Origin of the sequence: Rosettibacter primus (genome assembly GCF_036860675.1) — a bacterium.
Lineage (GTDB): Bacteria > Bacteroidota > Ignavibacteria > Ignavibacteriales > Melioribacteraceae > Rosettibacter > Rosettibacter primus.
Genome location: NZ_JAYKGK010000010.1, coordinates 26,938 through 48,452 on the forward strand (window position 1 = coordinate 26,938; position 21,515 = coordinate 48,452).

Genomic DNA, 21,515 nt, shown 5'->3' on the forward strand with positions numbered 1-21,515 from the left:
AAAATTAATTTTCATCATTAAGGATTGTTTTCAAAATGTACTTAAAAAAATTCCCTCGATAAAATTTTATAAGCGCCCTAGATGATTTACTACAATAAAAATTTTTTTAACTAAAATTCATAAATCAATATTAATTGCCATTCATATCAATTCTTCATTCCACACTCTTAATTTCACATTCCTAATTCCACATTCTTAATTCTTCATTTCAAATTCCTAATTCCTAATTCTTCATTTCAAATTCCTAACTCCACATTCCTAATTCCTAATTCCACATTCTATATCATACATTTGTTAAATACTTATTAACTTCAGCTGCAACTTTTCTTCCGTGACTTATTGCTCTAACTACGAGTGAAGCTCCAATAATAGAATCTCCGGTTGCAAAAAATTTATCGACTGATGTTTTGTAATTTTTATCCACAACAATATTTCCGCGATTATCAATTTTCATATTCAAATCATTTACTAAATTTCCATGTTCGACGTGCAAGAATCCCATTGCTAAAAGAACCAAATCAGCTTTTATTTTAATATTCGAATTTGGTACTTCCTCAAAGTTGGCTCTTCCAAATTTATCTGGTTCACTCCACCTCAGTTCACTGAAATTAATTGCTTTTACCTGTCCATCTTCCCCTTCAAATGATTTTGCGGATAATGACCATAATCGATTGCATCCTTCTTCGTGCGAAGTTGAGGTAAACAAAATTTTAGGCCAAGTAGGCCATGCATTGTAAAGGGTTCTTTTTTCCGGCGGCTTAGGTAAAATTTCCACTTGAGTAATTTCTTTTGCTCCTTGACGTCTTGCTGTTCCAACACAATCCGAACCAGTATCACCGCCGCCTATGACAACAACATGTTTATCCTTAGCTGTAATTATTTTATCTTCAGGAATATAATCACCAGCATTAAGTTTATTTTGTTGAGTTAAATATTCCATTGCAAAGTGAATTCCTTTAAGTTCTCTGCCAGGAATATTTAAATCTCTCGGAATTGTAGCACCTGCGGCTATTACAATAGCATCATATGTTCTATTTAAGTAGTTAGCGGAAATATCAACACCGACATTAACGCCTGTTTCAAAAACTACACCTTCTGCTTTTAATTGTTCTAAGCGTCTGTCGATTATCCATTTTTCTAATTTGAAATCAGGGATTCCATATCGTAATAAACCTCCGATGCGGTCACTTTTTTCAAATACAACAACTTGATGTCCATATCTTGCAAGTTGCTGCGCAGCAGCTAAACCTGCAGGACCAGAACCGATGACAGCAACTTTTTTACCTGTTTTAATTGATGCTACTTGAGGCACAATCCATCCTTCCCGCCATCCTTTTTCTACTATCTGGAGTTCAATATGTTTGATTGAAACAGGTTGTTGATTGATTGACAAAGTGCAGGCATATTCACAAGGTGCAGGGCACACTCTCCCTGTAAACTCTGGAAAATTTATTGTAGAGTGAAGCAAGTCTAATGCTTTCTTCCAATGATTTTTATAGACCATATCATTCCAATCTGGAATTCGATTATTGCAAGGACATCCATAAGAATGGCAATAAGGTATACTACAATCCATGCATCTTGCCGCCTGTATCATTGTTTTTTCTTCAGGAAGAAGAATTTCGAATTCCTTAAAATTCCTTATTCTTTCCTGAACAGGTAATTTTTGAGGATTTTCTCTTTGGTATTCAATAAATCCTGTTGCTTTAGCCATTATAAACCTCCTCTGTAGCAGATACTGTTTCTACGTCAGCATGTTCGCTGAGTTTCATTCTTTCAAGTGACTTACGATAATCAATCGGCATTACTTTAACAAACATTGGCAAACTTGATTCCCATTTTTCAAGAATCATTTTGGCTTTTGGACTATTTGTAAAATAATAATGTCTTTCAATCATGGAACGCAAAAATATTTTATCCTGCTTATTCCATACACTTTCGAGGTCAACCATATCGAGATTACATCTTGTATCGAACAATTGATTTTCATCAAATACATAAGCAATGCCGCCACTCATTCCAGCTGCAAAATTTTTCCCTGTAGAACCGATGCAAACTACAATTCCGCCAGTCATATATTCACAGCCATGGTCTCCAACTCCTTCTACAACTGCTTTTGCACCACTATTACGAACTGCAAATCTTTCACCTGCTCTACCATTGATATAGACTTCACCTCCAGTTGCACCATAAAGAGCCACATTACCACATATAATATTTTCGTGCGGTGTAAATCCTGCATTTTCAGGAGGAACGATTATAATTCTTCCGCCTGAAATTCCTTTGCCCATATAATCATTTACATCACCTTCAACTTTTAAAGTAATACCCGGGGCAAGAAAAGCACCAAAACTTTGGCCTGCTGAGCCTTTAAAATTCAATTTAATTGTATCATCAGGTAGACCTTTAGCACCATAACGTTTCACAATTTCACCGCTTAATCTTGCACCTACAGTTCTGTGAATATTTCTAATTGGCATTTCAAGTTCTACAGGTTTTTGTTCTTCTAAAGCCGGTTTCACTAATTCAATTATTTGCTCATCAAAAACATCAACTTTATTTGGTACATTAACCATGCAGCATTTACCAGCCGTATCAACCATTGAATTTAGTAAAGGAGTTAAATCAAACTTTTGTGCTTTCCATAGTTCTTTTGGTGGATCATACTCGAGAATTTCTGTATGACCTACCATTTCATCTATTGTTCTAAAACCTAATTCAGCCATAATTTCTCTTAAGTCCTGTGCAAGAAATCTGAAATATCTTTCAATGTATTCAGGTTTACCAGAAAATTTTGCTCTTAAGTTTGGGTCTTGTGTTGCTACTCCAACAGAACAAGTATTCAGATGACATTTTCTTAACATTACACAACCAATAGTAATTAAAACAGAAGTTGCAAATCCAAATTCTTCTGCACCAAGTAAAGCTGCAATAGCAATATCTCTTCCAGTTTTGATTTGACCATCCACCTGAACACGAATTTTATCTCTCAAATTATTATAAATTAAGGTTTGATGAGTTTCTGCAAGTCCAATTTCCCATGGAATTCCAGTATGTTTGATTGATGTTAAAGGAGAAGCTCCTGTTCCACCTTCGTAACCGGATATTAAAACAATATCTGCTTTCGCTTTAGCTACACCAGCAGCTACTGTTCCAACACCTGATTCAGATACAAGTTTAACAGAGACTTTAGCATCAGGATTAATGCATTTTAAGTCATAAATTAATTGTGCAAGATCTTCAATTGAATAAATATCGTGATGAGGTGGTGGAGAAATTAAAGTAACTCCTGGAATTGTATGACGAACCTTAGCAATCTCTGGCGTAACTTTATGACCTGGTAATTGACCTCCTTCACCGGGTTTTGCACCTTGAGCAATTTTTATTTGAAGTTCATCCGCACTTAATAGATATTCAGGCGTAACACCGAACCGTCCCGAAGCAACCTGTTTAACTTTGGATCTTGCTGTATCACCATTTTCATCAATTTTATTTCTTTCCATATCTTCTCCACCCTCGCCTGAATTACTTCGAGCACCTAATCTATTCATTGCTATTGCAATTGTTTCATGAGCTTCTTTACTTATCGAACCAAAGGACATTGCAGATACAACAAATCTTTTAATTATGCTTTCAACTGGTTCTACTTCTTCAATTGGTATTGGATTACGTTTCTTAAACTTTAGCATTCTTCGAATCGTCACCGGGCTATCTTCACCTTCATTAACAATCTTAGTATATTCTTTAAATATTTCATAATCATTAGTTCTTGTAGCAAGCTGAAGTTTAGCAATAGAGTCATGATTCCAGAAATGTTTTTCACCTCCAACACGAATGCTATATTCACCACCCGGTTCAAGTAAATTATCTGTTGGAATTGCCTTTTCTGGATAACCATAGTTATGTCTTATTATGGCTTCTTTTTGAATTTCATATAATCCAATTCCACCAAGCCGGGATATTGTTCCAGTAAAATATTTATCAATTACTTCTTTACTAATACCAATAGCTTCAAAAGTTTGAGCTGCAAAATAACTGTGCAAAGTAGAGATTCCCAATCTGCTCATTGTTTTAAGCAAACCTTTTTTAACTGCAATTATGTATGAGTCAATTGCTTCTTCTGGTTTTAATTTTTGTTCTAATAAATTATTTTCAGCAAGATACCTTACAGTATTTAAAGCAAGATAAGGACAAATTGCATCGGCACCATAACTAATAAGCAGAGCAAAGTTCATTACTTCTCTTACTTCGCCGGAGTCAACAATTATACTTGCTTTTGTTCTCAAACCCTTTCTAATCAAGTAGTGATGTAATCCTGCAACAGCCAATAAAGAAGGAATTGGAACTTTTTCTTCATTAACATTTCTGTCGGAAAGAATAATCAATGTTGTTCCTTCCTCTATATATTTTTCAGCACTTTGAAAAATTGAATCAAGGGCAAACTCCATTGCATTATCGCCGCCGTGTTTATCGAAAAGCATGTCAATATATTTTACTTTTACACTTGGGTGGTTTGCCTGTTCAATTTTTTTAAGGTCATCAGTAGTTAAAACAGGATGAGAGAATTTGAAACCTCTAAAGTTTTCTGGAGCTTCTGCCAATAAATTTCCTTCTCCACCTGCAAAACTTTCAAGAGACATTACTAATTCTTCTCTAAGAGGGTCAATTGGTGGATTTGTAACCTGAGCAAATCTTTGTTTAAAGTAATAAAAAAGTAAATTTGGTCTATTCGATAAAATTGCAAGAGGAGTATCGTTTCCCATAGCACCTACAGCTTCCTGACTGCGGGATGCCATCGGAGTAATAATTAATTTTAATTCTTCATCAGTATAACCAAATACTTTCTGTTTTTTAATCAAAATTTCTTCTTTTTCTGTTGGAGCAGAAGATGGATTATATAATCCTCTTAGTGTAATTATATTATCTTTTATCCACCTTCTATATGGTTTTTGTCTTGATATTTTAGCTTTTATTTCTTTATCTGGCACAACTCTATTTTGCATAAAATCAACAAGTAACATTTTACCTGGCGACAGGCGACTTCTTTTAATCATGTCTTCTGGTGGAATATCAAGCACACCACTTTCAGATGCAAGAACAACAAGACCATCACGAGTTATAGTATATCTTGCTGGTCTAAGACCATTTCTATCCAGGATACCACCAAGAAATCTCGAATCACAAAATACAATAGCAGCTGGTCCATCCCATGGTTCCATAATTGAAGAATGAAAATCATAAAAAGCTCTTTTATCTTCACTCATTTGAATTTTTGGTCCATATGCTTCCGGAACCATCATCATCATAGCATGTGGAATAGAACGGCCTGCAAGCACGAGCAGTTCGAGAACATTATCAAATATTGCAGAATCACTTCCTGATTCTACAATTATTGGTTTTATTTTTTCAATATCATCACCAAACAATTCTGATTTCAACAACGGCTCACGTGCCTTCATTCGATTTATATTTCCACTCAATGTATTTATTTCACCATTATGAGCCATAAACCTGAATGGTTGTGCAAGATTCCATGTCGGCAAAGTATTAGTGCTATATCTTTGATGAACAACTCCATAACACGATACAAAATTTTCATTAGAAAGATCAGGATAGTAAGTAGTAAGTTGATGTGCCGACAACAAACCTTTATATACAATTCTATTTGAAGATAAACTTGCGATATAAAATTGGCTTGTATCCTCTTCTAAGGAGGCAATTTCTTTTTCTGCTAATCTTCTAATAACATAAAGTTTTCTTTCAAAATCATCTTTTAGAATTTTACCACGATGTATGAATAATTGATAAATTTTAGGTTCAGTTTTTTTAGCTAAGTCACCTATAATGGAATTATCAGTCGGTACTTGTCTCCACCCTAAAACATCACAACCTTCTTCCATTGTAATTTTTTCAACAATTTTTTGACATTTATATGAAAGTTTATTATTGCTTGGAAGAAATACCATACCAACTGCATAATCACCCATCTGCGGAATTTTAATTTCACCGACTTCGTTTCTGAAAAATTTATCGGGTAGCTGAACCATAATACCAGCACCATCGCCTGTAGATTTATCCCCACCCGTTGCCCCGCGGTGTTCAAGATTAATTAACACAGAAATTGAATCGGTTACAATTCTATGGGTAGGAATACCATCAAGTTTAGCAACGAACCCTACACCACAATTATCATGTTCAAATCTTGGATCATATAATCCATTTGCCATTAAACTTCCATCTGCTTTTCTAAAATTATTAAAATCACTTTCCATTATTTTCTCCTTACTTCAATTTTACATCTTTGAAAAATTTGGATTACCGCAGAGAGGTCAATAGTTTCAATATTAGATTTTTTGTTGATGAGTTAATTGAAAACAAATTTTGTAATAATAACTAGGTATAAACATTTTACTCATCAAGTAGACAACTTGACGTAAAGAAAATTTTCTTTTATGAATTTTGTAATAATTTTTTTTCATTTAAATAACTCAATAAAGCTTTTATAAAAACATTAAATTAAACCAGTGTAATTTTTTTATAGCTTGTGGCTTGTAATTAATAAAAAGATATTCTTTTGGAATTATCTTTCTACGCTTATAAAATTTTTATGCAAAGGTAATTAATAGAAATGGAAATTTCAAGACATGTTATATTTTAAATGAAATTTTTTTATGTGCAGCCAATTAATTAGCTTAATTATTTATGCCGTCACATTATTTCTCTTTACTTAATAAGAAAAATAAAGTTCTTTCCTTAATTAGCTTTCAGATAAGCTGCTTTATTAATATCTTTTAATGAATTTATTTTAATCGGGGGATTTAGATATTTATCAAGAAACTTATAAATTTTTATTCGTATTTCTCTTGCTAATTTAGTATCCAGTCTATCAAAAGAATGTCCTCCGGGTAAATCTTTAAAAATTTCGTATTCAAATTTTTTATTTGCAGCTTTCAAAGATTTTATTAAATGATCAACTTCTAACACATTTACATCTTCATCATTAGTGTTCGTATGAATCAAAAGCGGCGTTTTAAGTTTATCAGCATTCCAGGCAGGCGACCTTCTTTTATATTCATTTACATCTTCTTCTGCAGTTTTGCCAATATGATAATCTGCAGAAAATAATTTACGATATTCATCATCTTTATAACCCATTCTTGCTATTAAATCACTTACTGGAACTCCAGCAAAACATACTTTATAATTATCAGGATGGTTGAAAACACACATAAGTGCAATTAATCCACCATGGCTCCACCCGATTATACCAACTCGATTGCTGTCAACAAATTCATAATTTTCAATCATAAATTTTCTGCTCGCATCTACATCTTCAATTTCTAATCCTCCATAATCAATTTTTTCATAAAATGATTTGCCGTAGCCAGTGCTTCCTCGATAATCTGCCGCAACAACAATGTATTTTTGATAAATTAATTCTCTAATGATATGTGTATAATAAGTTGTAAAACTTGCATGCACTCCACCATGAGGAAAAACAATCAATGGATATTTTTTTGAATAATCAACTTCTTTAGGTATAAAGACATAAGACCAGAATTTGACAGGATTGCCTGCTCCCTGAGAAGTTGGATTTTTCTCTTTAGCCAATGGTGGTCCTGTCAAAAAAACTTTATCAACAATTGCAACATCACTAAGTCTGTGAAACCAAAGAATGTCATCAATATTTTTTTCGAGAATATCAATACGATGTTCAAGATTCTCTTTGTACTTTTTTAGTTCGTTCAAATCTTTTTTGATAGATTCTAAATCCTGTGCGAATATATTTGCAGTATAAACAAAAATGATTATCAAAAAAACTTCCTTAAAATTTTTCATATCATACTCCTTATTGAACTAAATCAAATTTGAGCAAAGTAATAAAGATAGATATAAATTAATGGTGCACTAAATATCAAAGAATCAAATCTGTCAAATATTCCGCCATGACCAGGAATTAACGAAGAAGAATCTTTCACATTTGCATCACGTTTAATCATACTTTCTACAAAATCTCCCATTTGACCAAATAATCCAATAATAATTCCAATAACAATTGCATTACCCAGAGTAAGAAGGTCTAATAAAATAAACTTAGCAACAATCATTGTAAGAATTGAAAATACAAATCCAGCTAACGAACCTTCCCAACTTTTATTTGGACTTATGCGAGGAAATATCTTATGCTTACCAAAAGCACTTCCAATAAAATATGCAGCCGAGTCACAAATCCAGATTGCTGCAAGAATTGAAATTATTAAATATCCGCCCTGGTCATAATTAAAAAGTGTTTCGCTGTAAAATTCTCTAATTTTTACAATAGACGAAGAAAATAATCCTATATAAAAAATTCCAATTAATGATGCCCCAATATTTGCAATTGCAGAATCTTTATTTCTAAATAATTCTATCATCAAAAGAAGAGCTACTAATATTAAAAAAAGAAATTCAAATTCCAGAAATTCAATATAGCTGTTAAGAATAATTGCAAGGACAGATAAACCCCCAATTAATTGATTGGGGAAAAATCTTCTTCTTTTAAGAATGTTTGAAAATTCAAAAAAAGAAACTACTCCAATAAAAAACACAAAAATTAAAAATGGAACTTTACCAACAATTGATAAAATTATAATAAATGGGATTGCGAAAAGAGCAACTATTACTCTTGTAGATAGATTACTCATTTTCGTCATTTTCATCTCCGTTGTTAATTTTATTTCTTCTATTTATATCATTAATAATTTCAAGAGCTTCTTCCTGTTCAGTTTTTTTAACAAGAAGTTTAACTATTGATAAATTTCCCACAGCCGGATAATTTCTATCTTTTTGAGAGAGTATGAGAACTTCAATATCTGCACTTTCAAGATTTGTTTTTAACATCTCTGCTTCATAATATTCTGAACAAGTATAAACTACAATCCAATCAGATGGATGAACAAGATTTCCTTCGAAATCTTCTTTGGGTATTAGTTGAGTTCCACAGTCTGGACAAACAGTAATTCCTTCAATATACTCATATTCACAATTTGGACAAATCATTTTTTGTGTTCCTTTATTTTGTTTGAAAACGATAATAATTTTTCTTTATATAATAAACAAAACCCGCAAACAATAAACCAAGCAAAATAAAACTGATAATGTTTGGTACAATTTCATTTTTAGGTGAAACTTTTGAAGTAATTAATTCTTCACTACCAAATGCAAAGAAAGCAATCACAGCTAAAAAATTGTTCAGGAAGTGAAGTGTCATAGGAACAAAAATCGAATTGCTCATATAAGCAGCAAAACCAAAGTAAGTCCCAAGTGCAATTAATGGAATTAAACCATATGGATTGAAATGATAAATGCCAAAGAAAAACGCTGTCAGTAGAGCACTCATTAATGGTTTGAATTTATGTTCAAAACTTGATTGAACATACCCTCTGAAAAATACTTCCTCGCATAATGCAGGAACAACAGCAACAATTAGAATTATGAATAATCCTTCAAAAAAAGAATGAGCTACTATCAAGTTTGAATAGGTTGATTCAAGAAGTTTATCAAGCTGGTCAACAATATTTTTAATTGATTTAATAACCTGATTGCTTTGAGCAATTTTTTCGATCAAATAATTTTGAATATATAAATAATTCTGAAGTAAAGGAGTAAGAATTATTAATCCAATTACGAACACAACAATTTCTTTCTTATGAGGGAATCTGACTCTCAATATTGAAGTTACATCAACATAAATGAATTTGCTCAAAAGCAATGCTGGAACAAGAATCAAAAGAATTTGACCTCCCATTGTAAGCAATCTAACAGCATTGATATCAGCTTTTTCAAAATCAAGACCAAAGATTAATAAAGTCAGTATTGCACCCCCGAATTGATATAGAATAAAAACAAGTGCAAGACCAAGGAATGCAGCTGAAAGTGGAGTAATATTAATTACCGGGTGCTCTGTTCTCTGCGGTTGTGGATTTAGTTCATCATTCATATTTCAGTAGAATTTTATTTGAAAAATTACATTCCCATGTAAAAATTAAGAATAAATTTTCAATTTATTTGATGAAATTAATTAAGATACTATTTTCCTTCTATCTTTAGGTTAATTAAATATTTCTACTAATACAAGATTTTTTTAAAAACTTATGATTTTTTTTTCTAATTTTATAAGGCACACCTCAAACAAATAAAGGAGGAACAAATTAATGGAAGAAACTAAGAACCATCAAGCAACAGAAACATCTCCGAATGAACCAGAAGAACTTGAACTAAACCACACTGATAAGCTGGTTGGTGTATTCTCTGAGCCAATTAATACTTTCTCAAAGATGAGTGCATTGGGACCAAAAACAAGCGATTGGTTAATTCCAGTTATCATTTTTATTGTCGTTGCAATATTATCAAACATATTGATGATGAGCAACCCTGCAATAAAGTCCTCTGTAATTGAAAAGCAGATGGCTCGATTAGAAAAAAATTTTGATGATGCTGTTGCAAAAGGACAGATGACAGAAGCTCAAAAAGAACAACAGCTCGAAACTATAAGAGAAAGAATGGAACGCGGTGGAATAGCAAATACAATTTTTAGTGCATTCGGAATTTTAATATTTACTTTTATTTCATTTTTTATTGTATCGGGTGTTTTCTTTTTACTCACAAAATTAATATTGAAAGGGAACGGAACTTACAAAGATGCTATGTCGGCATATGGACTTCCTTATTACATTTTTGTAATTCAGGTAATAGTCATGGTAATATTAGCTTTTGCAACCGATAAATTTTTTACCTCTACAAGTTTAGCAGCATTTATTGAAACAGAACAAACATCATTTACTCACTTTGTGCTCTCCAAGTTAGATATTTTTTCAATATGGTTTTATGCAATTGTTAGTATCGGATTTGCTAAAATGTTTAAGTCACAATCTCTTGTAAAATATTTTGTATTGATTTTCTGCATGTGGATTGGATTTGGACTTATACTCTTCTTGATTGCAAAAGCAGTTCCTTTCTTAAGCTTTTTAAGTGCATAGTTCAATTTTGCGCTGTCAGCATTCAAATTCAAGACTGCTGATAGCGCATTGCTTTTACAAAATATTCTGGGGGTCAATATCAATCAACAATTTTACATCTTTGAATTTTGTCTTTTGATTAAATTCTATGTAAGAATTCAATATTGCATTTCGGAGTATTTTCCCGGAAGGGTCAGTCTTTTTCGAACTTCTAACAAGAATGTGAAATCTGTAGAAACCTTTGAGTTTATAAATTACGGCTTCTGTTGGAGGAGAAATTTTTAATACTTTTTCATATTTCTTCAGATAACTATATAATTCTGTAATTGCAGCACGAGCGCGTTCCTCTTTTTCATCTTTAATTTCAATTAAACCAAGTCTCGTAAAGGGAGGATATTCGCCTTTTTGTCTTAGAACAATTTCTTTTTCATAAAATCCTTTGTAATCATTTTGCAGAACTTTTTGAAGAACAAAATTTCTTGAATTCTGTGTTTGAATAATCACTTCCCCCTGTTTTTCGCTTCTCCCTGATCTTCCTGCTACTTGTGTTAATAATTGAAATGTTCTTTCATCTGCTCTAAAGTCAGGAATCCAGAGTGTAGTTTCTGCTGAAATAACTCCCACTAAAGTTACGTTTGCAAAATCCAATCCTTTCGAAACCATCTGTGTTCCAACTAAAATATTAATTTCTCCTTTTCTAAATCTATTGAGTATTTCTCCAAGTTTACCTTTTCTTTCAATTGCATCGGAATCAACTCTTTCTATTTTCAAATCTGGAAAATAAAATTCAAGTTCATCTTCCACACGCTGGGTTCCTGTTCCAAAAAATTTTAAGGATAATGAACCACAGACTGGACAGGCTTTGGGGACTGGCAATGTAATTCCACAATAGTGACATTTCAATATGTTCTTATTTATATGATGAACCATTGAAACTGAACAATCAGGACAAAGAATAACTTCTCCACAATCATTACAATAAACCTGAGTTGCAAAACCTCTTCTATTTTGTAAAATGATTACACTTTCTTTCTTCGAAATCCGGCTGCTTATTTCTTCAAGTAAAATTTTTGAAAATATACTTTCCATTCTTTTCTTTTTCTGTTCAATTACTACATCAATTAATTTAATGACCGGCATTTTTGCATTATCAATTCTTTCTGGAAGTTCAAGCAATACATATTTTCCATTAATTGCATTGTACATACTTTCAATGGAAGGCGTGGCAGACCCAAGTATAATAGGACAGTTACTAAATTTTGCTCTTATAATCGCAGAATCTCTTGCATGATATTTAGGAACAATTTCCTGTTGTTTATAACTCTGGTCATGTTCTTCGTCAACTACTATCAATCCAATGTTTTTTAATGGTGCAAATAATGCTGAGCGGGGACCAATAACAATTTTATATTTGTCTGATATTATCCCCCGCCATGTATCATATCTTTCGCCTAATGACATTCTGCTGTGAAATACCGCAACCGTATCTCCAAAATAATTTATGAACCGAGATGTAATTTGAGGTGTGAGTGAAATTTCAGGAACGAGTATTATAACATTTTTCCCATTATTAATTACTCTTTTTGTTAATTCAATGTACACTTGTGTTTTGCCGCTTCCTGTAACTCCATGCAAAAGAAAAGTTTCGAATTTATTTTTATCGAATGCTTCAGTTACTCTATCAATAACATTTTTTTGTGCCTCTGTTAATTGAAATTCTTTTAACTCTTCTTTATAAGTTTCTTTATAAGTTCTTTCAATTTCCTTTTCATAAATTTCTATTAACCCTTTTTTAACCAAACTATTAATCGAAGATAAGCTTGTTTTTGTTTTTTTTAATAATTCATTTAAGAAAACTTCTTCTCTGGATGATAAAAGTTCAAGTAGTATTACAACCTGTTTGGGTGATGATTTTTCAACTGCAGGTAAATTTTGATATGTCTCATCTATACTTTTCTTCAGCTTAACACACTTTACTTTTTTTACTCTAACTTTAGCACTTTCAATTTCATTAAGTATTGTAACAGCACCTAATTTTTCCAGATTTCTAAGTACTGAATAAAGATTTTTATTTTTTAATTCTTTCTGCAGCTGTGAAATTTTTATGACCTCTTTTTGAGATAGAATGCCAAGTAATTTTGATTTGATTGTATTTTGTTTTTTTTCTTTTGTAAGAAGTTCAGCACAAAATTCTTTATCTGCCACAACTTTTCTTTTAGATTCTATTTCTGTTCCATATGGGACAGAATTTTTAAGAGCTTCGCCAAGTGAGCTTAAGTAATAATCAGCTATCCATTCATAAAATTTAAGCGAGTCTTTATCAAAAATTGGATGTACATCTAAAACATCCTTAATTGGTTTTATCTTTTCTTTGACATTGGTAGTTTCACTTATTCCAACAACAAAACCTGTAAGAATTCTTTTGCCAAATGGAGCAACCACTCGAACACCAATTTGAACCAAATCCAATAATTCTTCTGGTATTGAGTAAGTAAAAGTATTTCTAAATGGAAGTGGAAATACTACTTGAGCATACATAATTAAATTGATTAAATAATTCGGATACAATTTAATTAATCCAGATAACCTTAACAAAATTAATTAACGAAATGTCTATCTTTGTAATAACTATATGGAAATCTTTTACAATGCAACGAATTGTTTTTTCATCAATCATTTTATCATTATTAATTATTGCTTGTTCAAAACAGGATTCAAATCCTGCTGATTCATTAGTTAAAACAAAGTTGATTGGAGTTGTTATTGACATTAATGGTAATCCTCTGGCAAATGTAAAAATAACAACAGAGCCAGAGACTAATGTGTTGATTACAAATCAATCCGGAATATTTGTGTTGAATGATATCAATGCAGGAATCTATAAAATAATTGCAGAAAAAGAAGGATACTTGAAAGCGGTAATCAATGCCGTCGTGAAATATAATGATACAACTAATGTTCAAATAATTTTAAGAATTTTAATGTCCATATCCGGAAGAGTTATTGATGAGATTACTAAAAAAGGTATTGAAGGAGCATCAATTCAAATTGAGAATTATTCATCAAAAATTACTACAGGAAATAATGGAACATTTCATTTGGTAAATATTCCTGCAGGTGCAAACATTTTTTCGGTAACCAAAGAAAAATATGCAGTCAAAAAAGAAAGTATTTTTATTTATCCTGATAAAACTTCTAATTATGAAATTACTTTATCGAATTTAACTGAAATACAAATGATTTTTGTTCAGGGTGGAACTTTCAGAATGGGAGATACCTTTGGTGATGGCAGTTACTCTGAGAAACCAGCGCATGATGTTAATTTATCTTCATTCTATATTTCAAAATATGAAATCACTCAGAGGAACTGGATTGAAACGATGGGAAATAATCCTGCAAAATTCTGGAATGATGATAATCCTGTAGAATCAATCACATGGAATGATGCAATTGAATTTTGTAATCAACGAAGTATACTTGAAGGCCTACAGCAATGCTACAGATACGAAGGCGGAAAAATAGTTTGCGATTTTAATGCAAATGGTTATCGTCTTCCCACCGAAGCAGAATGGGAATTTGCAGCAAGAGGTGGATTACAAAGCAAAAATACAAAGTTCAGTGGAAGTTCAAACATCGCTGAAGTAGCATGGTATTATAACAACTCAGATAATGCACCTCACTCCGTAGGATTAAAATCTCCTAATGAACTTGGAATTCATGATATGAGTGGAAATGTATGGGAATATTGTTGGGATTATTATGATGAAAATTATTACTCACAATCTCCGGCACAAAATCCAACAGGACCTTTATCAGGAAATTCTCATGTTATTAGAGGAGGCAGCTGGACTGACGATGCTGTTTTCAATAAAGTTTATTATCGCAATTATTATGAGAATCGTGCAAGAGGTTCTAATGTGGGTTTTAGAATTGTAAGAATTGCACAGTAAATTATTCAATCCCAAAAATTTCTTTAAATATATCTTTCTCCTTTTCAAGAATTTTTATTTTTTCTTCTTCTTCATCTACTTGATTTGAATTTTTAATTTCGTTATAAAAATCTTCTGAAGTTTTATACCTGCAACCATTTACTTTTGCATATTCTATGAGAGATAAATCAGAAGTAATCAGTGTAATTAATCTTTTTGATTTAGCTTCATCAATTTCTTTTCTTATCATTAAATCTGCCTGTAAGTTTTTTGAATATTTAATTTTTCCATTTACAATTCTAAGATGAGATTTCTCATAACCATCAAAATGTAGTGACAATTTAATTTTCTTGCCTGCAAAGTAATCATTTAAAAGATTTATAAGTTCAAGTCGGCTTTGTTGTTTATCTATCTCATGAACTTTTTTGAGTTCAGGAATTTTTCCAATTAAATTATTTCCATCAATAATATAGTGATTCATAAATATCAGAAATTTTGCTTTTAAATTAAGAATTGAAAAAAACTATTGAAACATAAATTTTCATTATGCTGAGGTATGTTACTTCATTCCAATAATTATTATAATTGTGTAAGTAAAATTTATTTGTGACATGAAATATGCATTTTTAATATTTATTCTATTTGTTACAGCTTGCACAAAAGAAGTACCTGAATCGGAAAAAAGAATTGCCAAAACCGCAGAAGAAGAAGCCATTCGTAAGTTGATTGACCATTTTTATACTGCTTATAATTCCGGCGACATAGAAACAGCTGTAACATTAATTGACGAAAATTACAAGGGTATGGCTGCAGATTCAGATGATGTAATTGGAGTTGAAGCTTTAACAAATGAACTTTATCAATACAGAAAAGAATATCCTGAAGGCAAATGGGAAATAAGAATTGAAGAATTATCTGTTCAAAACGACTTAGCTTATGCCATCATTTACGGCTCATTTCTTATGCCTGATCCTATTGAAAAAAGAATGAACCCAATTTATTCAGAAAGAAGTATTAAAATTCTTAAGAAAGATAAAAACGAAGGCTGGAAAATTTTCAGGTCTTTAAGCATTCCTACTTTAACTTATAATTAAAGCTGCCATTCAATTTCTCTCCACCATCTTTTTAGCATTTCATCATTGAGTTTTATTATTCCTTCATAAGTTACATTACTTGGCGGTGGATAATGATTTGCAATTTTCTGAAATAAAACTGCTCTATACGAAGCTGATACTTTTGGAATTAATGCTAAGAGTGTCAATGCATCTTCAGCTCTCGATAATTTTATAATTCTTTCAATTGAACTTTCTCCACCTCGCTCATAATCAAACTTTTCTATTTCTGTTTTCAATGAATCGTCAGCATCAATACGATATGGCGTACCAATATTAAAATTTTTTCTAAGTTCGCACACATATCCTTCATCTACGAATAACTTACTTCCTTCTTCTTCAACTTCGCAAATGCCTGATTCAACAAATATTTTTAACATATCATCATCAACCTTTAGATTTAGTATTCCACCTTTATAAATTATTTTTGATTTATTTGTGACAATTGAGAAGTGAGGAATTAAAACTGAATTGGATATTTTTATTTCTCCGTTCTCAAGCTTGACTCTGTTATCATTATTTTTTGCTTTTAATAAAATTAACTTAGAATTAGAATAAATTTCCAACCTGCAAGAATTTGGCACATTTACAACTACTGTTGAATTCTCTCCGGTTGTTAAAATGGAATTTTTATTCCAGAGACCCGCATAATCTTTTTGGCCGTTAATTAAATAACTGCCTTCAAGTATTCTAATTTTCCATGGAGAATTAATTAAAGAAAAATCATAAACAATATACCCAACAGCAAAGATAAAAAGCGGAAGTAAAATCACTAACAATTTTATCCATTGAAAACTTCCTTTAAATACCACTTCTTTACTTAATGATGGAGCTATTGAGCGAGTTACAACACTTTTTCTAATTGGTCCGCGAGCAGTCTTTAATTTTCTATCCTGTTTTTGTTGTTCGCGTTTTAATTTTATTTCTTTTGCTTTTGATTTTTCGGTAATACCAGTCACTTCTTTCAAAGATTTCTTTAGAAGTTCATTCGACAGAGTTTCGATAATATCTTGAGGAGGATTAACCTGATATGGCATATCTTTAAGCAGGTCAAAAAATCTCGTTAACTTTATATATTCTTCTCTGCACTTATTACATTTTTGAATATGACCATAAACAAGTTTTTTTACTTCATCATTAAGCAGCTCATCGACAAAATCATGTATAAGTATTTTTACTTCTTCACAATTCATTTACATATTTTATTTATTAAATAATTCCTTATTTCGATTAATTTTGTTTTTATTTCATCTATGAAATCAGAATGCAAAAAATTAGCTATTTCTTCATATGTATATCCTTCGAGGTCATGCAAAACAAAAATTATTCTTCTTTCATAATCCAGATTCATTATTATGTTTTCAAGATTTTTTAGCCTGTCTTCAGTAGGATTAATATCCTGTGTTGAAATAGAAAGACGATTTAAATTTTCAAGTGCATGGCTTATGGCAATATTTTTAATCCATAATACAAAAGAAATTTTGAAGTCATAGTTTTTAATTTTTTCCCATGCTTCAAGAAATGTTACAACTGTAAGTTTTTTACTTAAATCATATTCAGCTGTTAAGCGATAAATAATAGTAAAAACATTAGTAAGATTAATTTCACACAAATCAATAAATGCACTCTTTCTTCCATTCTGCGAAAGTTCAATTAGATAATTAACATAGTTAGTGTTTTCGACTTTCATTTAATTAACAACAATTATTTTAATTTCTTTTGAATTAACAACTGCATCAACACAAACTTCATTCTTATTATCCAAGCCAATATGAGTGCCAATTGCATTAAAATTTATTTTATCATCTTTAACTACAGCTCTAAAAATTCCATCTTCAGTTTTAAGAAACTGCCGCGGAATATTCCAGCCAATAAAAGACCCCCCGCCACCTCCCTGTTCTCTCGGTTTTTTATAATAATGCTGGGCAGCTATACATAAATTATTAAGTTGAGTTATTAATTGTTCGCGGTTTGAAGTTTGGAGATAATAAATCACAAGATTATAGCTGATATAAACTGTAATTCCAATAACTATTATACTCAATACAATTAAAAGTAATTGTTGAATTCCCATTATTTCTAATGTAAATATTAAATCTTCTTGTTATGATATAAATAAAAAATATTTACTTCAAGCAAAGAATTATAATTGCTGAATAATTAGTTAAAGGTTAGATTTGCAACCAAATATTTTTATTCATAAATAAAGAATTTTATGGAAAGAAAAACAATTTTAATTACAGGGTCAACTGATGGGATTGGCAAACAAACTGCTATTGAGCTTGCACATCTAGGTCATAAAATAATTATTCACGGAAAAGATAAAAACAGAATTGACAAGACTGTAGAAGAAATTAAAAGACAAACTAACAACAATAATATTGATAGTTTTTTAGCAGATTTTTCCTCATTTAGGCAGGTAAGAAAAATGACCGATGAAATCAAAAATAAATTTGAATGCCTTGATGTATTAATTAACAATGCCGGCATTTATATGAAAGAACGCATATTAACAGAAGATGGTTTTGAAAAAACTTTTCAGATTAATCATCTATCTCACTTTCTATTAACAAATCTTTTAATTGAGCTAATCAAAAAATCTGAACAAGGAAGAATAATCAATGTAAGCTCAATAGCACATCAAAGTGCAGATTTTGATTTAGAAAATCTGAACGGTGAAAAATATTTTTCACCTTATAATGCTTATGCAGTATCCAAATTTGCAAACATTTTATTTACAAAAATGCTGGCAGAAAAGTTGTTCAACACAAATGTAACAGTTAATGCTTTGCATCCTGGAGTAATATCAACAAAACTTTTAAAAGCTGGATTTAATATTTCTGGTGCATCGGTAAAAAAAGGAGCAGAAACATCTGTCTATCTTGCCTTATCGAACGAAGTAAAAAATATAAGTGGAGAATATTTCATTGATAAAAGAATAGAACGTTCTCACCCATTAACTTATGATAAAAAACTTCTCATACAATTCTGGCATACCAGTGCAAAAATGACCGGTTTAGACAATATTATTTAATTGTAGAACGATCTGCCTTGAATTTAACTTCGTATTTTTTTGAATATGTATTTTCAAATAATGATAGACTCACCTTAACACCAGAGCCAGTGATTTTAAAATCACTCACATTAATAGTATCAACTTTCAGACTCTTAGCCCCACATTCAGACAAAAATTTATCGATAGCATTTCTTGCATTTTTTTCTGAATCATACATAAAATCAACTTGTATTTGATAAACACCTTCCTGATCGGCAATAAAAGCCATTCTTGAATTTTTTGTTTGATAATAAATACATTCCATTGCTGGATTTGATTTGTCGTGATGAAGTGGCTTGCCAAATTTTTGAATTACTTCTTTTGAATTTTTTCCAATTAATTGGCAGAGAGAAATATCCTGTGAGTAAATAGTTGTTGAAATGGAGAAGAGAACAATTGCTAAAAAACTTAATCCGTTTTTCATAGCAACCTCTTCGTTAAATTTATTCATTAAAATAAATTCTCAATCAAAAAGTAATGACAAAAATCCAAAGCTCTAAAAGTTAAAGAACGATATATTCTCAATGAAATTTTACAACATTTTAGGATTAACTTCAATCCAATTTAAATCTCGATGCGGGTAATAACACCATGAAGTTTTTGATAAGGCAGGTCTAAGAACTGAACAAAATTAGGAGTTATTCTTTTAACTAATGAAAAAATTTTTAAAGTGGCTTTTCTTGTGTGAACATCATCTACACCATAAAACATTACTTTGGGGTCAATTTGTAATTCATTCAATATTTTCATTACATCAACTTTTTCAAGATATCCAATTTGAATTTCTAATCCTGAAAGTCCTTCTGTAATTTCGGGTTCAAATAATTTTTGAGTGCCAAATGGTTTATCCATTGTCGCAATTGAAATCAAAATATTATGTTCATAAATAATATTGCTGCTAATTGTACAATGAACCATGTAAGGAGGAATCATATCTAAATCTTTAGTAAAAAACAAAGCAGTGCCTGGTAAAATATTTCCCTTTGAATAAAGTTGATCAAAGCTTGTAATAAAAGTATCAATTGGCAGCGAACGAAAAGATTTATGAACAGCACGATTGCCTTTTGTCCAAATGCTTATAGTTAAGAAAGGTATCATTGCAATAATTATTGACCAGTAACCACCATGAGGTATCTTATAAAATACTGCAAGTAAGAAGAGCAAATTTACAACAAACACAAATAAAGCTATTAAAACTTTTAATCTAATTTGCTGCCGCTTGAAAATCCATATCATAAAGAATGTGCTTATTGCCATTGTGGTTGTTACTGCAAATCCATAAGCTGCAGCAAGGTTTTGCGATTTTCGAAAAACTAAAATCATTAATACTACAGCAAATAATAATCCCCAGTTTACTGCAGCAATATAAATCTGAGACCTCAAGTGAGTAGATGTATATTTAACACGCATCAAAGGAAAGATGTAAGTACGAATTCCTTGATATACAAGTGAAAACATAGCAGAAATCATAGCCTGGGAAGCAATAATAGTGGCCATTAATGTAAGAATTAGAAATGGTATGTATAAAATTTGTGCTTGAGATTTTATCATTGTAAAAAGGATGTTAAAATTATTGTAATTATGACTATGTTTTAACAAAAATGCCCCTTGACCAAAATAATTTATCACAAGAGCAAGAAATACAAAATACCAGGCTCTTCTAATAGGGTCACGTCCTAAGTGTCCCATATCAGCATAAATTGCTTCGCCTCCTGTTGCACACAATATTACTTCTGATAATACAAAAAAACCCGTTATACCATTATGTGTCATGAATTCTACTGCATAATGAGGGCTAATAGCTGTAATTACAACAGGATTATGCAATAATGATATCATACCTGAAGTAAATAGAGACAAAAACCATAATAACATTATTGGCCCAAATGAAATTGCAACCTTATCTGTCCCTCGTGATTGAACAGAAAACAAAATTATTGTAATGATAATTGTAATTAGAACTATAGTATTTTGATCAATATGACCAATTCCAGGAATCAATTCTAAACCTTCTACTGCAGAAAGAATACTGATTGCAGGTGTAATTACACCATCTCCCATTAAAAGAGAAATACCTATATAGCCAAGAAAAGTAATAAAAATTATTGATCTTCCTTTTTTGACAATGCTGCGAAGAATTTCTTTCAATACAATTATACCACCTTCCCCTTTAGAACTTAAACTCATAGCGAGGAATGTATACTCAATTGTTACAAGCACTATCAAAGTCCAAAAAACTAGAGATAGAATTCCCAAAACATTTTGATATGTTGGGGGTGTAAGAAGGAAAATTACTGTAAGAGTATAAATTGGACTTGTACCGATATCACCAAATACAAGTCCCATTGCTTTTAATATCTCAAGGATATTTTTAAACTTGTCAGAATTATTTTTCACTATATGATAATATTTCTCTTTATAA

General features: G+C 31.2%; 17 protein-coding genes. 4 read left to right on the plus strand and 13 right to left on the minus strand.

Annotation, left to right across the window (positions count from 1 at the left end):
* Positions 1-283 precede the first annotated feature (283 nt).
* From VJY32_RS11780 to VJY32_RS11805, 6 genes are all read right to left on the minus strand, one after another.
* Positions 284-1,714, minus strand: a complete 1,431-nt coding sequence (locus VJY32_RS11780) for a glutamate synthase subunit beta (protein WP_353678117.1) — start codon at positions 1,712-1,714, stop codon at positions 284-286.
* A complete protein-coding gene (gltB, locus tag VJY32_RS11785) occupies positions 1,707-6,272 on the minus strand; it encodes a glutamate synthase large subunit (RefSeq protein WP_353678118.1) in 4,566 nt (1,521 codons plus the stop codon). The genes VJY32_RS11780 and gltB overlap by 8 nt, the downstream gene beginning before the upstream one ends.
* A 481-nt stretch (positions 6,273-6,753) precedes the next feature.
* Positions 6,754-7,839, minus strand: a complete 1,086-nt coding sequence (locus VJY32_RS11790; protein WP_353678119.1) for an alpha/beta hydrolase family protein — start codon at positions 7,837-7,839, stop codon at positions 6,754-6,756.
* Between the two features lie 23 nt (positions 7,840-7,862).
* Positions 7,863-8,693, minus strand: a complete 831-nt coding sequence (locus tag VJY32_RS11795) for a phosphatidate cytidylyltransferase (protein WP_353678120.1) — start codon at positions 8,691-8,693, stop codon at positions 7,863-7,865.
* Entirely contained in the window at positions 8,677-9,039 is a 363-nt protein-coding gene (locus VJY32_RS11800; RefSeq protein WP_353678121.1) for a putative signal transducing protein, read from the minus strand. Before VJY32_RS11800 ends, VJY32_RS11795 begins: the two co-directional genes overlap by 17 nt.
* A 13-nt stretch (positions 9,040-9,052) precedes the next feature.
* Positions 9,053-9,979 (minus strand): CPBP family glutamic-type intramembrane protease, encoded by a 927-nt coding sequence (locus VJY32_RS11805; RefSeq protein WP_353678122.1) that lies wholly within the window; start codon positions 9,977-9,979, stop codon positions 9,053-9,055.
* Positions 9,980-10,193: 214 nt separating this feature from the next.
* Between VJY32_RS11805 and VJY32_RS11810 the strand changes: the two genes are divergently transcribed.
* A complete protein-coding gene (locus VJY32_RS11810) occupies positions 10,194-11,018 on the plus strand; it encodes a Yip1 family protein (protein ID WP_353678123.1) in 825 nt (274 codons plus the stop codon).
* Between the two features lie 54 nt (positions 11,019-11,072).
* Here the strand turns inward: VJY32_RS11810 and priA are convergent, their stop codons facing one another.
* Positions 11,073-13,565, minus strand: a complete 2,493-nt coding sequence (gene priA / locus VJY32_RS11815) for a primosomal protein N' (RefSeq protein ID WP_353678124.1) — start codon at positions 13,563-13,565, stop codon at positions 11,073-11,075.
* Positions 13,566-13,645: 80 nt separating this feature from the next.
* On the opposite strand from priA, the gene VJY32_RS11820 reads away from it, so the two are divergent.
* Positions 13,646-14,947 carry an SUMF1/EgtB/PvdO family nonheme iron enzyme gene (locus VJY32_RS11820; protein ID WP_353678125.1) on the plus strand — a complete coding sequence of 434 codons (1,302 nt, stop codon included), beginning with the start codon at positions 13,646-13,648 and terminating at the stop codon, positions 14,945-14,947.
* A 1-nt stretch (position 14,948) separates the two neighbouring features.
* Here the strand turns inward: VJY32_RS11820 and VJY32_RS11825 are convergent, their stop codons facing one another.
* Positions 14,949-15,407 carry an NYN domain-containing protein gene (locus VJY32_RS11825; RefSeq protein ID WP_353678126.1) on the minus strand — a complete coding sequence of 153 codons (459 nt, stop codon included), beginning with the start codon at positions 15,405-15,407 and terminating at the stop codon, positions 14,949-14,951.
* Between the two features lie 130 nt (positions 15,408-15,537).
* On the opposite strand from VJY32_RS11825, the gene VJY32_RS11830 reads away from it, so the two are divergent.
* Entirely contained in the window at positions 15,538-16,020 is a 483-nt protein-coding gene (locus VJY32_RS11830) for a YybH family protein (protein WP_353678127.1), read from the plus strand.
* Here VJY32_RS11830 and VJY32_RS11835 read toward each other — a convergent pair.
* Genes VJY32_RS11835 through VJY32_RS11845 form a run of 3 tightly spaced genes read right to left on the minus strand, consistent with a single transcriptional unit; the run spans position 16,017 to position 18,112 of the window.
* Entirely contained in the window at positions 16,017-17,231 is a 1,215-nt protein-coding gene (locus tag VJY32_RS11835; RefSeq protein ID WP_353678128.1) for a FecR domain-containing protein, read from the minus strand. The genes VJY32_RS11830 and VJY32_RS11835 overlap by 4 nt on opposite strands.
* Positions 17,228-17,728, minus strand: coding sequence for an RNA polymerase sigma factor (locus VJY32_RS11840; RefSeq protein ID WP_353678129.1), 501 nt, complete (start codon positions 17,726-17,728; stop codon positions 17,228-17,230). Before VJY32_RS11840 ends, VJY32_RS11835 begins: the two co-directional genes overlap by 4 nt.
* Complete coding sequence (locus VJY32_RS11845) at positions 17,729-18,112, minus strand: hypothetical protein (protein ID WP_353678130.1); 384 nt, start codon at positions 18,110-18,112, stop codon at positions 17,729-17,731. It lies immediately after the preceding gene.
* A 141-nt stretch (positions 18,113-18,253) separates the two neighbouring features.
* Between VJY32_RS11845 and VJY32_RS11850 the strand changes: the two genes are divergently transcribed.
* Positions 18,254-19,072 carry an SDR family oxidoreductase gene (locus VJY32_RS11850; protein WP_353678131.1) on the plus strand — a complete coding sequence of 273 codons (819 nt, stop codon included), beginning with the start codon at positions 18,254-18,256 and terminating at the stop codon, positions 19,070-19,072.
* Here VJY32_RS11850 and VJY32_RS11855 read toward each other — a convergent pair.
* Both VJY32_RS11855 and VJY32_RS11860 read right to left on the minus strand, forming a co-directional pair.
* On the minus strand, positions 19,065-19,517 hold the full coding sequence (locus tag VJY32_RS11855) for a hypothetical protein (RefSeq protein WP_353678132.1): 453 nt from the start codon (positions 19,515-19,517) through the stop codon (positions 19,065-19,067). The genes VJY32_RS11850 and VJY32_RS11855 overlap by 8 nt on opposite strands.
* 140 nt (positions 19,518-19,657) lie before the next feature.
* On the minus strand, positions 19,658-21,493 hold the full coding sequence (locus tag VJY32_RS11860) for a KUP/HAK/KT family potassium transporter (protein WP_353678193.1): 1,836 nt from the start codon (positions 21,491-21,493) through the stop codon (positions 19,658-19,660).
* Positions 21,494-21,515: the final 22 nt, after the last annotated feature.

What these genes read in the sequence shown, in the direction of transcription:
- VJY32_RS11820 (WP_353678125.1), top strand. Translation starts at nt 13,646, where the DNA reads ATGCAACGAATTGTTTTTTCATCAATCATTTTATCATTATTAATTATT.
- VJY32_RS11795 (WP_353678120.1), bottom strand. Translation starts at nt 8,693, where the DNA reads ATGACGAAAATGAGTAATCTATCTACAAGAGTAATAGTTGCTCTTTTC.
- VJY32_RS11845 (WP_353678130.1), bottom strand. Translation starts at nt 18,112, where the DNA reads ATGGGAATTCAACAATTACTTTTAATTGTATTGAGTATAATAGTTATT.
- gltB (WP_353678118.1), bottom strand. Translation starts at nt 6,272, where the DNA reads ATGGAAAGTGATTTTAATAATTTTAGAAAAGCAGATGGAAGTTTAATG.
- VJY32_RS11835 (WP_353678128.1), bottom strand. Translation starts at nt 17,231, where the DNA reads ATGAATTGTGAAGAAGTAAAAATACTTATACATGATTTTGTCGATGAG.
- VJY32_RS11855 (WP_353678132.1), bottom strand. Translation starts at nt 19,517, where the DNA reads ATGAAAAACGGATTAAGTTTTTTAGCAATTGTTCTCTTCTCCATTTCA.
- VJY32_RS11840 (WP_353678129.1), bottom strand. Translation starts at nt 17,728, where the DNA reads ATGAAAGTCGAAAACACTAACTATGTTAATTATCTAATTGAACTTTCG.
- VJY32_RS11790 (WP_353678119.1), bottom strand. Translation starts at nt 7,839, where the DNA reads ATGAAAAATTTTAAGGAAGTTTTTTTGATAATCATTTTTGTTTATACT.
- VJY32_RS11830 (WP_353678127.1), top strand. Translation starts at nt 15,538, where the DNA reads ATGAAATATGCATTTTTAATATTTATTCTATTTGTTACAGCTTGCACA.
- VJY32_RS11780 (WP_353678117.1), bottom strand. Translation starts at nt 1,714, where the DNA reads ATGGCTAAAGCAACAGGATTTATTGAATACCAAAGAGAAAATCCTCAA.
- VJY32_RS11810 (WP_353678123.1), top strand. Translation starts at nt 10,194, where the DNA reads ATGGAAGAAACTAAGAACCATCAAGCAACAGAAACATCTCCGAATGAA.
- VJY32_RS11800 (WP_353678121.1), bottom strand. Translation starts at nt 9,039, where the DNA reads ATGATTTGTCCAAATTGTGAATATGAGTATATTGAAGGAATTACTGTT.
- VJY32_RS11850 (WP_353678131.1), top strand. Translation starts at nt 18,254, where the DNA reads ATGGAAAGAAAAACAATTTTAATTACAGGGTCAACTGATGGGATTGGC.
- VJY32_RS11805 (WP_353678122.1), bottom strand. Translation starts at nt 9,979, where the DNA reads ATGAATGATGAACTAAATCCACAACCGCAGAGAACAGAGCACCCGGTA.
- VJY32_RS11825 (WP_353678126.1), bottom strand. Translation starts at nt 15,407, where the DNA reads ATGAATCACTATATTATTGATGGAAATAATTTAATTGGAAAAATTCCT.